The 11,702-nt window shown below is 38.8% G+C and carries 12 protein-coding genes; 5 read left to right on the top strand and 7 right to left on the bottom strand.

Features of this window, described 5'->3' with window-relative positions; translation table 11 throughout:
• Nucleotides 1-417 precede the first annotated feature (417 nt).
• Nucleotides 418-1,209, bottom strand: coding sequence for a 2OG-Fe(II) oxygenase (locus NMK93_RS18750; RefSeq protein WP_185212675.1), 792 nt, complete (start codon nucleotides 1,207-1,209; stop codon nucleotides 418-420).
• A 331-nt stretch (nucleotides 1,210-1,540) separates the two neighbouring features.
• On the opposite strand from NMK93_RS18750, the gene NMK93_RS18745 reads away from it, so the two are divergent.
• Nucleotides 1,541-1,759, top strand: a complete 219-nt coding sequence (locus NMK93_RS18745; RefSeq protein ID WP_185212674.1) for a hypothetical protein — start codon at nucleotides 1,541-1,543, stop codon at nucleotides 1,757-1,759.
• Nucleotides 1,760-1,819: 60 nt separating this feature from the next.
• Here the strand turns inward: NMK93_RS18745 and NMK93_RS18740 are convergent, their stop codons facing one another.
• Together NMK93_RS18740 and NMK93_RS18735 are read right to left on the bottom strand one after the other, a co-directional pair.
• Entirely contained in the window at nucleotides 1,820-2,077 is a 258-nt protein-coding gene (locus NMK93_RS18740) for a hypothetical protein (RefSeq protein ID WP_185212673.1), read from the bottom strand.
• 170 nt (nucleotides 2,078-2,247) lie between these two features.
• The gene (locus NMK93_RS18735) at nucleotides 2,248-2,862 is read right to left on the bottom strand and encodes a hypothetical protein (protein WP_254526913.1); all 615 of its coding nucleotides are present in this window, start codon (nucleotides 2,860-2,862) and stop codon (nucleotides 2,248-2,250) included.
• Between the two features lie 171 nt (nucleotides 2,863-3,033).
• On the opposite strand from NMK93_RS18735, the gene NMK93_RS18730 reads away from it, so the two are divergent.
• Both NMK93_RS18730 and NMK93_RS18725 read left to right on the top strand, forming a co-directional pair.
• Complete coding sequence (locus NMK93_RS18730; protein WP_254526914.1) at nucleotides 3,034-4,056, top strand: nucleoside hydrolase; 1,023 nt, start codon at nucleotides 3,034-3,036, stop codon at nucleotides 4,054-4,056.
• An 836-nt stretch (nucleotides 4,057-4,892) separates the two neighbouring features.
• Entirely contained in the window at nucleotides 4,893-5,363 is a 471-nt protein-coding gene (locus NMK93_RS18725) for a hypothetical protein (RefSeq protein ID WP_254526915.1), read from the top strand.
• Between the two features lie 2 nt (nucleotides 5,364-5,365).
• On the opposite strand, the gene NMK93_RS18720 is transcribed toward NMK93_RS18725, so the two are convergent.
• The 4 genes from NMK93_RS18720 to NMK93_RS18705 form a co-directional block, all read right to left on the bottom strand.
• Nucleotides 5,366-6,121 (bottom strand): LytTR family DNA-binding domain-containing protein, encoded by a 756-nt coding sequence (locus NMK93_RS18720; RefSeq protein WP_254526916.1) that lies wholly within the window; start codon nucleotides 6,119-6,121, stop codon nucleotides 5,366-5,368.
• Complete coding sequence (locus NMK93_RS18715; RefSeq protein WP_254526917.1) at nucleotides 6,118-7,149, bottom strand: sensor histidine kinase; 1,032 nt, start codon at nucleotides 7,147-7,149, stop codon at nucleotides 6,118-6,120. Before NMK93_RS18715 ends, NMK93_RS18720 begins: the two co-directional genes overlap by 4 nt.
• Nucleotides 7,150-7,156: 7 nt before the next feature.
• Complete coding sequence (locus NMK93_RS18710) at nucleotides 7,157-7,771, bottom strand: hypothetical protein (protein WP_185212667.1); 615 nt, start codon at nucleotides 7,769-7,771, stop codon at nucleotides 7,157-7,159.
• 92 nt (nucleotides 7,772-7,863) lie between these two features.
• The gene (locus NMK93_RS18705; RefSeq protein WP_254526918.1) at nucleotides 7,864-10,008 is read right to left on the bottom strand and encodes a TonB-dependent receptor; all 2,145 of its coding nucleotides are present in this window, start codon (nucleotides 10,006-10,008) and stop codon (nucleotides 7,864-7,866) included.
• Nucleotides 10,009-10,147: 139 nt separating this feature from the next.
• On the opposite strand from NMK93_RS18705, the gene NMK93_RS18700 reads away from it, so the two are divergent.
• On the top strand, nucleotides 10,148-11,212 hold the full coding sequence (locus tag NMK93_RS18700) for an 8-amino-7-oxononanoate synthase (RefSeq protein WP_185212665.1): 1,065 nt from the start codon (nucleotides 10,148-10,150) through the stop codon (nucleotides 11,210-11,212).
• 199 nt (nucleotides 11,213-11,411) lie between these two features.
• Nucleotides 11,412-11,699, top strand: coding sequence for an HU family DNA-binding protein (locus NMK93_RS18695; RefSeq protein ID WP_093099732.1), 288 nt, complete (start codon nucleotides 11,412-11,414; stop codon nucleotides 11,697-11,699).
• Nucleotides 11,700-11,702: the final 3 nt, after the last annotated feature.

Below are 11,702 nucleotides of genomic sequence, written 5' to 3'. Positions count from 1 at the left end.
GGATGGTCAAAATTAATTAGGCTATGTTAACGTAATGTTACGCCATGGTTAACAATTAATAAATCAATAACTGTGAAAAATGTTTTTTATTCCAATTCATTTAATTTTTAGGGGTATTGGGGAAGTAGTTTTACGCTGATATAAAATAAATGTTAAAGGGAATTGCTGTTTATTTGAATGCCGGGAGCAATAACGGACAATAAAATGAAGGCTATTTTACTGTTTATCGCCTGTTAAGCGAAAGGAGATATACATGCTGTTTTTGATGGGACTATCAAAGACAGCAATTGTTGGACAAGAATGATTGGTTCTCGCTAAGGGATGTGTCTTTTAGAAAATGCAATAGGGAAAATAAAGAGGGGAGGTTCAAAACAACGGAGCTGATCAGGATAGGACTTGATCAGCTCCATTGTTTAATTACAATAATCGCGCTACTATCTTATTATAGATTCTTTTTAGAATCGGTTTTTTCCTTTTAGATTCATCATAATTATCCCAAGCCATAGAGTCTTCGCTTGAATTTTTTCTTTTGACGAAGATTGAATTGTGGCCATCTTTGAAAGCGACAGCTTCAGCCTCAGGTCTTCCATAAGAATAAAAATATAAAGCCAATGATTTCCGGCTCATGTGCTCAGGGCAATTCAAAGGATTTGGTAGGCCATGGTAAGATACCGAAGTGGTAGAAAACATGGCAATGGAATTGAAATTCGGAGCAAACTTATCCACACAACCGTTCATCTCTTCATCCCAAAGTTCAAAATGACCCCCATATTCATCTTTCCAATCTTTATTTAAGTAAACAATTAAGTTTACACGACGGTCAAGACCATTGATAGGGTGCTTGTTGAAATCGGCATGTACCTTTAACAAACCACCACGCTTGGTTTCATGAAGACCCGCTCCAGAGAAATAAGGGTCTCCAAATAGGGTTTCATCAATACTGGTTACTTCCTTAACAAAATTCAAAAAAGGTTCTGAATTCAAGAAATGCATCAACAGTTTGGTTTTGGGACCAAAAAGTTCTTCTCCGTTTCCTGCTAATTTTTTCTGTAATGGATCATTATAGACAATATTGTTGCCTTTGGAAAGGTCTGGGAATTCTTCTAATACCTCAGTTAAAAAATCTGGATTGAAGAAATTGTCAAATGAAATAGAAGGGAATGGGTTAGCATTCTTGTACTTGGCCTTATGCTTCCTAGCATAATCCATAAGATCTTGATTGTGGGAATTAAGATAAGGATTCATCGTAGTAATTGTAATAAAGGCGGTTAGCCAATTAAGTTAATAATGATTTGATAATGTAAAGTTCGATAATATTATTTCTTCCGATTGTGATATAGCTATACTAAACTTAGAAATGTCGATTTTTTACTACATCGGGCGCAGGATAAAATTAACCGAAGTTTAAATTTTGTCGGAAATCGTGAAATAGCTGACTTTTGGCTATAGTTGTCTATCGTTTAGGTAGTTTATTTTAAATAAAAACATTTGTTGTCACAAACTGTTATTACACAAATTATAAACTTTTAAAACATCAAATATGAAAGGAAATTGGATCATTAAGTTTCGTCCAATGGCAGTTTTAATGCTGTTGTTTGTGTCTCTTCAAACTTGGGCACAGGACAAAGGGTTAGATATCAATGTGGATATCGACAAAGGAGATGAAGGTATGTTTTCAAAGCCTTGGGTATGGGTAGTTGGAGGGGCTGTCTTTATTTTGCTATTGGTTGCCTTGTTGAGAGGTGGCGGAAAGAAATAAGCATAAACGGTAATAGACAAAGGCCTCCAAAGTTGGGGGCCTTTGTTTTTATGAATTAACTTATAAACAGTTCGTGATTTCCCATCCGAAAGATGAATTTACTTTTCTAGTCCTTTCCGTTGGGTTTTGTTCCATTGCATTTTCATGCTGTGATTGGTTGGTCCGTTCACCTATAGCCTGAAAATAGATCAAGGTTTTGGAACCCATGCGTTCTAGGCTGCTCTGAAAGTTAAAGGATTGTGCCTGCGATGCCGTCAAAAGAAATGAACCCATCAAAATAAAAACATTCAATCCTTTTCTGTGATTTATTTTTCTCATTGTATTTCTCCTCCATTGTACTCGCTAAACCAAAGATGAAGGAAAGATCCACGCCTATCAAATAAAGGGTTTGTGGAATTATATATAATGAGGAGCAATAGCGTTGAATTGCTGTTTAAATTATATAAATTGAATAGAAAGGGAAGCCAGAAGGCCGTTTGATGGCTTTTTTATTTTAATGCTGTAACCGATACGATCCTGACTCCATTGAAAGGAACGTCTTCATAAGGTTTTAATTTTATCCCTACCAAGGAGATTATTCCCTTATTGTCCGTTTCAAAGATGGCTTCGCTATCTTTGGTTGGAACCAACCAGGTGTCTTTTGCTTTTTGATAGATTTGGTCGATGGTCATCGCAAGATCCTTGGGGTCATATTTTCCTAAATTATTTTGATCCTCTTCCCAATCCATATTGGCAATAAAATCGGCTGTAAGCATCTCCTCGATTCGTGCATTGTCCATGTTGGTAGAAATCAACGCTTCTCGTATATTTTCTTTGGTCCAGCCTGACTCTGGCCGTTGGACCGCAAATAGATCCATTTTATATCCGCTCCTATTCGTTAATATTCCATTTTCTACTGTTAGAGTGATCCTAGAGGGTGGTGAGGAAAAAAATCGATAAGTTTCAATGACATAAGTATAGCTGTTATTGCTTTCAGACTTGAAGTTTTCCCATTTTTTTAGACTCTTTTTATAGGCTGATTCGTGGTCAATGGACAAGGAATCATCTTTGCTGCAGGAAAATAACAGCAACATCATAGAAATTAAGGTGAGTAGGTTTTTCATAATTACGTGTTTATTGGTCCGAGGATAATCTCGTTTTTAAGAAACGACTATTATTTTCATTCCGCTACGTTATTTGTTAAAATGTTTTGAATCTGGATTTTGTGATAATTTCATTAACTTAAATGAGCAAATGCTTATGAAAATCTGAATTGTCCTTCTAAAACCTATACCATGAGAATTACAACTATCTTTAATTTAAAAACATTCCTTATTTCCTTCTTGTTCATTTTTATTGCACAATATACTGTGCTTTCCAAACCATTTCCAACAGATTCTGCTAAAGTTAAGATCATATTTGATACGGATATGGGGCCGGATTATGATGATATCGGAGCCATTGCACTGTTACATGCTTTTGCCAATCAAGGCAAGGTAGAAATTTTGGCTACGGTTTCTTCCGATGCCCATAAGGACATTCCCGGGACCATCGAGGTTTACAACAGATATTTTAAACGTGGGGATATTCCCGTTGGACAGACTTATAGCCCCTTGGCTCCCAATTTTACGGCGGCAAACAATTGGAATGAACAGATCATCAAAAAGTTCGCTCCAGAGCTCTTGACTAAGAAGTATGAACCTTCAGTTTCGATTTATAGAAAGGTATTGGCAGAACAGCCGGATAATAGCGTCACGATAGTCACCGTTGGGTTTATAACGAATATCAGTGATCTTTTGCAGTCAAAAGCAGATAAATATTCCAATCTAAATGGGATGGAGTTGGTGAAGAAAAAAGTGAAGAATTGGGTGGCGATGGCAGGGGGCTTTCCGCAAGGCAAGGAGTTTAATGTCCACAAGGATGCTGAATCTGGGGTTTATGCCTTCGAGCATTTTCCAAAACCAATCTTGTTCTCAGGGTTTGAAATAGGGGACAAGATCAAAACGGGAGGCCTAATAGCAGGAAAAAAGCTGGAAAGCAGTCCTGTTTCTGTTGGTTATCAGATCAATTTAGCGAGCTATGCCAAGGAAGCGGTAAAGGCAAGGAGTTCATGGGATCAGACAGCTGTGCTTATTGCTGCTGAAAATCCTGAAAAGTACTTTTATGTAAGTGGACCTGGGACGATGAAGACTGAAAAGGATGGGGCAAATTATTGGGAACCATCGGTAGAAGGGAAGCACAAATTCATAATCCATAAACATCCGTATAAGAAGTTGGAGGAAGCTATCGATGAATTGATGTTGGAACAACCAAAATAAGCTTTGGCAAAACTATCCCCAATCCCATCATTTTGGGTGATTTTATGCTGAAAGCTGAGATAGTGAATTCAGCAAATTGGACTCTAGAGTATTGATCGAAGACTAATCTGAAGATCAAGCACCAGGCGATGGATTAATCTGAGAATCGGTCTGACAATAAATAGATAATAGAAAGTTTGATTGTAAGGATTTAACGAGCGCTAGTGTGATAACTCATTAATCTCTTTCGCGTAATACATAAGAGGATTTATGGCATTGATTGCACGAATACCTCTTGACCGGCAAGAAAAACAAAAATGACTTGACCCACCACGGTCTACGAACTCGAGAGTAGAGATATGCTTCTCCACAATGAGGACATAAGGGGTGAGATTGACTCATAGCAGTCGTTTTTAAACTAATAATTTTCATACAATAGTTTCAAATAGTTTTGTGAATTAATTAATTAAACATCATCCCAGAAAAGAATGGTTTAGGGTCTAGTACTCAAATAAACGGCCAAACCTTGTTTTTATTTTGTCTTCTATAGGGAGATAAAAATAAGATGTATCGACATGTTGGGTTAAACTCTTTGAATGCTAGTGGTTTAACCTGTCGAAAGTTACTTCTTTGATATTAATACCCTGTTAAGAAATCTGTAATGTTAAATTAATTGTTATTTGTTAAAATAAGTTTGGTTACAGAAAGTGTGTGGCGGAATAGTATTGAAAAACAAATGTTTAGCCAACTATTCCTAGCAATTGCAAATAGTTTTGTGTGATTTTGATAATACTTTTTAAAAATAACAAAAAACAATGAAATTTGTTCTGTTAACAATTAAAATAGATTAAAGATATATGAGAAAAATCCTAATAGTCCTTGTCATGTTGTTTTTAGGGGAGCAAGCTGGCTTTTCGCAAGAAAAGAGCAGGAAAGCAGATGGTTGGATTTTTGGTCCTTCCATCGGTTACCAATATCAGAGCGGTAACTTCTTGAAAGCGTCAGCTTGGGGGTTATTTGCGCCGAACCAATCTCAGTACATCAAGTTTGATGCTGGTGCCAACTTTACTTGGATGATGGATCAGTCTAATGTAATCCCTGAATTTGGCGTTACATATTACCTCAATAACGTTGCGGTTTGGCCATTCATCAAGGGGGAAATTACCCCGTATACCGCTACGGCTAAGGCAGGGATCAGCGTTTTTTCTATTCTAGAACTTTCAGCTGGCTATGGATTTGATATCAATACCAAAGAAAATTTTAAGCCAATCGATGGGTTTACCTTTGGCGTTGGCCTTAATATTCCCTTGAAATTCCACCTGTACTAAGGTTATTCCAACCATTCTTTAAAGTCGCTGACTCTTTCTCGGCTTACGATAAGTTCCTGTGAAGGGCAGTTGTTCAGTTGTACCCGCAGTCGGGAACTCGAATGGACCGATATGCTCTGAATGGAATTGATGTTCACGATGTTTCCTCTGCTTATCCGGAAGAATTTATCAGGGTCCAAAACTGTTTCGATCTGTTCCAATGTTTGGTCCAATAGATATTGGCTGTTATTGTCGCAATAGGCGTATGTGCCCTTGTTTTCTGAAAAGAAACATTCGATTTCTTCAATGGGGATCAATTTGATGTTATTGCCTACCTTGATGCTAAATCTGGTCTTATATTGATTTTTATCGGGACTGATCAGCTTTTTTATTTGCTGTAAATCGATGCTGGGCTGCTGATTCCTTAATCGTTCAAACTTACCAATTGCAATTTCAAGTTCTTCTTCGGCAATCGGTTTCAAGAGATAATCGACGCTGTTCAACTTAAACGCACGGATAGCAAATTCATCATAGGCAGTAGTAAAGATAATGGCGCTATTGATTTCCAATCCATCAAAAATCTCAAAAGACAAGCCATCAGATAGTTGGATATCCAGAAAGATGAGGTCTGGAGCCTGATTTTCCATAAACCATTTTCTTGCCTGTTCAACCGAGTGCAGCATCTCGATGGCCTGTATCCCTATGCTGTTCAATTTCCTGGATAATAGCCTGGCTGCAGGTTTTTCATCTTCAATAATTAGGGTTCGGTAATCTTTCATGAAACTAGGATTGGCAATTTAACGGTGAATTTCTCTTCGGATTTGATGATTTGGATATCCTTCTTGCTTGTCAGGAGATATCGCTCCCTGATGTTTTTGAGTCCAACCTTGGTAGAGGAGCTTTTGTTTTCTTTTTCTTGAAGATTGTTCTCTACAACCAGTAAATCGCCTTCTTGAAAGATTTTAATCTTCAATGGATTTTGTTCAGTGGCCTTATTGTGCTGTATACAGTTTTCTAATAGGAGCTGTAAGGCAAGGGGGATTGTAAACTCGTTTTCCTGAAGGTTTTGCACTTCCATTTTGTATTCTATGGCATCTTCAAAACGGATTTGAAGTAGGGAAATATAGTTGTTTGCAAATTCCAGTTCCTGCTTGATGCTAACATATTCATTGTCCTTATGCTCAAGGATATAGCGATAGATCTTGGAGAGCGATTTGGTGTATGCAATAGCGTTCTTTTGATCTTCCTCGATCAAGCCGATCAGCACGTTCAGGCTGTTGAAAAGAAAGTGGGGGTCAATCTGGTTTTTTAACGATTCGAGTTGAGCCGTTGCCTCCCCAGCAATCTTTTTCTGTTGTGCAATCTGTTTGTTCTTGAATTGTTTGAAATAGTAGAAGGCATAGAATCCTAATCCAATCAGGATGGATATTATGGTCAAAGGGATGTAGGCAAACCAATTTTCATCGGATACAAACTCACTGAAAGTTTTATTCAGCATCAGTTTTGATATCAGCATGTTGATGATGAAAATAACGATTGGCGCTTGGATGCTGGTAAGGATGATGAAACCGAAAACCCGATTGAAAACTTTGGTTTTATCGGGAATAAAATGGTTTAATATGCGGCTTGAGGAGCTTCCGGATAAGAACAGAAAGATGCCGTAAGAAATGCCTGCAATGGATTCTGGAGCTTTGATAAAAGACATTTCTAAGCTCCCTGTATGGAACAGTACATAGATGGCAATGCTGCTGTAGATCGCCAAACTGATGATTACTGCCAAGATGATGGATCTTAGAAATTGCTTCATTTAGTGTTTATTTACATTCTTTTAGGAGTGCCTCTGCTCTTTCTTTTCCCCATGAAGGATAGAAGGCAGGCTCAGTTTTTTTAGTGTCAAATAAAGGTAATGCTTTTTGAATACTTTCACATTCCTCCTTGGTGTCGCCGCCCATAAATTTCTTTGATTGCATGCTGAATTCAGCTAATCCAATGATAGCACGTGGATTATTAGGATCCATCTTGATTGCAGTTTCATAATCAGCCATGATAGAAGGGCTCAAGATAGCGGCTTTGCTCATAGGGTCGGTAATCATATCGGAGGTGGTAGCCAATGCCCTTACAACCAACCATTCTGAATTGAGGTCTTTCTCGTCTTTCGGAATTAATTCACCGATTTTCTTTAATGCGTTAGCCTTTTCCGTCTCATCTTGCAGATGAAAAGAGCTTGTCACCAAGGTCAGTGCCTGGTAGTATTTTGGAATCCAGTTGTCTTTTTCTACTTGTGCTATTCTCTCAAATTGAGCACTTGCTTCCTTTACCTTGCCATCTTTCCATGCCTGAAGGGCTTCACCCATTGCTTTTTCATAATTGCCTTGTGCAAATACGGAAAAACTAATTAATGTCAATAAAGTGCAGATTAAAGTTTTCATGTCGTGTATATTTTAGTTTATATAAAAATCAGTTTTTTGAGGTTTCTCATAAAATCCAATGGGATGAACTGTTGAATTCACTGGATGAACGGTTATAATTGATCCAATTGGTTGTCTTTTTTGTTCTTGCTGATGGTCCAAAAGAAGCCTACAAATGCAAATCTTTTGGCGGTTGGAATCATGGCACGCCCTTCGAACTGTCCTGTAGCGTTGCGAGATGGGCTATACTCATAACCATAGATGGGTTTGTTTCCCAAGATATTGGTGATAGAGAAAAAAAGGATTTTTTGCTGGGTCAATAGAAATGACCAACTGAAAGATAGGTCATTTTGAGCTTTGGTCATCGATTGCATAAATCCGCTTAGGTTGGGATTGTTATATGGTCTTCCTGAAATGTAGGTATTTGTCAGGCCAACCTGGGATCGCCAGCTGGATACCCAATATTTACCAACGATGGAGAAGTAATGCTTGGCCAAATAACTTGGCTGCACGGCATATTCGTAGTTCCTTTCGAGTTTCTTGGGGTCGGTATAGGAGTAAGATATCCAATATTGAAGGTTCGGGATGGTATTGCTATCCTTCCAGAAAAAGTCGATTCCCTTTACTTTTCCGTAGCCATTGTTGGCAAAGGTTGAGTTGTATTGCGGAATTAAGCTGTTATAGGTAATTAGGTCGTGATAGTTTTTTAGGAAGCCTTCTAAGCGCAGCATCTGCCCTTTTTGATTGAAGGTGTAGTTGAAAATATAATGTTCTGCTGATTGCCATTTCAGGTCTGTGTCGAACTTGAAAATGTCCGGATTAGGATCCTGATGATATTTGCCATAGGAGAGAGAAAGCATGTGGTTTGTTGATGGAATATAAGCCAATGCTGCCCTTGGCTCCAGAAAACGCTGGTTTTTGAAGTTGTCTACATATCTCAAGCCAAGGTCTAAGGTCATTTTTGAAAACAGCCTATATTGTCCTTCCGTGAATACAGCTGCATTAGACCGATTGAATCCGTAAGAAAAGGGATTGTCTTTGTTTTGCTGGAACTTTTCATCGACCGCATTGTAAAAATGTTCTGCTCCAAACATGAAATTCCATCGATTCGCATTCTTCTTGAACAAGGCCTTAGCATGGCTCCCTTTTTCCTTTGTTGGTATGGTGAATTCATGGAAATGCAAGCTGCGGTCTAGATAGCTTATCCCTAAACCTGTTTCCAATTTCCAGTTTGAAGGCAGATAATACACTAAATTGCTGTTCAGATAATAGTTGTTGGACTTGATCGCAGTTTTGATATCCTGGGAATATTGAACGCTATAATCCGTAAAACTGAAGTCTTCAGCAGCAAACGATGCATAGAGATTAAAAAAATGATGTTTGCCCTTGTTTCTGAAGATGGCCTCTCCAGAAGCTTGCTCATAAGGTTTATGCCAAGTAATGTTCTGGTTGATTAAGCTGTTATATGGCTTGAGATTGGTATAACTGGCATTTAGGCTCAGGGAACTGTTTCCCCATTTCTGCGAATTGCTCAGCCCTAGACCCACTGTAGAAAAGGAAAGTTCAGTTTTAGGCTCTTCAATAACCTGGGAGCTTGTCAGATTCAGTATTCCTGAAAGAGCATTTCCAAACTCCGCACCATAACCTCCTGTGGAGAAGTTGGTCCCTTTGAAAAGGAAAGGGGAGAAGCGGCCACGAACCGGAACGCCATTGGCTGATGCGGTGTAGGGCTGGCCGACCAGTATGCCATTGATGTAAGTCTGGGTCTCGCTAGGATCGCCACCCCGAACCATTAGCCTGCCGTTTTCCCCTGCAATCTGAGCTCCAGGTAATTTTCCTAAGGCCGCCACAATATTTCCCATGCTCCCCGCTGTCGTTACGATATCCAACGGTGAAAGAACTGCGCCGTTCTGGTTCCCAACGCTCAACTGCCCTGCCCTGACCGTCACTGCCTCGATCTGATTGTCCTCTGCAGCCATGCTGACTTCGATAAAAAGATTGTCTACAATCTCAATTTCAAGAGATTTGCCTATGTAATCAACCGAACTGAATTGCAAAACTTGTTTTCCTGTTGTTTCAGTCTTGAAAGAAAATCCACCAAGGGAGTCTGTTGATGCTCCGTCATAACTGCCGACTATAAAAACATTTACATTAGAAATAGGCTTTCTTTTCGTGTTAATTACTTTTCCGCTAATGATTTGTGCCTTTGAACTCGTGGAAATAAGGATGAACAGGACTAGGGCTATTAATGGTTTCATGAGCAGTTTTTATTTCAATTTTAAGCCTATTCAAACAAAAGGAAAACAATAAATAGCTGAACGGTTGGAAATAAAGGATGAATCGTAAAAATGGGAGTTTGAAAGGTTTTTGTACATTTGCTTTCTGATAACATTTGCCATGACCTCCTTTAGAAATCTTCAACAAACTACAGGAAGAATTATTAGCCTAGACGGTACGGATTACCACTTTTTTGGTGGTACGGCTTATCTTGGATTACTGGATAATCCAGAATACATCGAACTTTACAAAAAAGGGATCGACCTGCTTGGGCTCAATAATGGAACCTCCAGGACCAACAATGTCCAACTAGGAATCTATCAGGAAGCTGAGTGCCATTTGGCAGATCGTTTTGGCTTTGAAGCGGCAGCCTTGCTTTCGAGTGGTTATCTTGCTGGGCAGGTGGCGGTTCGTGCCCTCTCTAAAGGCAAGACCGTTCTTTACGCGCCAGGAAGCCACCCCGCACTATGGCTAGATGAAACTCCTCTAGTGGATGGGAGTTTTGACGAGTGGGCTAAGGCCACGGTTGAATTTATTAATGATGCCGAGCATGATGATGTCCTGGTAATTTCCAATTGTATTGATAACCTAACCCCTTTACATTTTGATTTTTCTATCTTCAGGGAAATAAAGCCAGACAAAAAGGTTCTCTTGATCTTGGATGACTCCCATGGGATCGGCATTTTAAAGAAGAACCAAGTTTCAGCTGATCTATCAGCTTTGAAATTCGACAATATCGAAATCGTTGTTTTAGCATCATTGGCAAAAGGTCTTGGAACTGATGCCGGAGTTGTTTTTGGAAACAAGGGCACTGTAGAAAAAATCAAGAAACATCCTATTTTCAATGGAGCTTCGCCGACAGCACCGGCAGCACTCTATGCGCTGGTTCATGGGCAAGATCTTTATGAAAAAGCTTTTGAAAGGATGCAATCCAATACGAGTTTGTTGGCATCGATTACCCGAGAAACTTCATTGAACCATATAGAGAAATTTCCGGTTTTCAGCTCGACCCAGCCGTTACTTTACAAGCATCTGTTGCAGAAAAACATTGTGATATCAAGTTTTCCATATCCATTAGCGACAAGTCCCCTGTTAAATCGGGTTGTTGTATCTGCTTTACACTCAGAAGCTGACATTCGTCATATAGGAGAAATATTGTGTTCAGAAAGTTCATTAATACTTTGATAGTCAATAAAATAATTGTAGCTTTGCAAGCCTTTTGAAATGTAAAATTGGGGAGTGTTGTACTAAATCATTGAATGATAGTGGTTTGGATTTTAAAAAATCACAAAAATATTTCCATTACTCATTTTAAAAAGATACTTTTGCATCCCCAAACGGGCTGATAGGCTTAGGGTATAGATTAATTAGAGTAAAAATAGATATGACTAAAGCAGAAATTATTGCAGAGATCTCTAACAAGACTGGTTTAGAGAAGGTTGATGTACAAGAAACCGTTGAAGCATTCTTCAAAGTAGTTAAAAGCGCTATGATTGGCGGTGAGAATGTGTACGTAAGAGGTTTTGGAAGTTTTGTAGTAAAAAAGAGAGCTGAAAAGACAGCACGTAACATTTCTAAAAACACAGCTATTATCATTCCTGAGCACTACGTGCCTAGCTTCAAACCTGCAAAAGTATTTGTAGAGAAAGTTAAGAACGGAAATAAGAAATAATTC

The organism is Sphingobacterium sp. LZ7M1, assembly GCF_024296865.1.
Classification (GTDB): Bacteria; Bacteroidota; Bacteroidia; order Sphingobacteriales; family Sphingobacteriaceae; genus Sphingobacterium.
The sequence above is the reverse complement of the archived record's forward strand: the minus strand, read 5'-3'. Positions and strand labels throughout refer to the sequence as shown.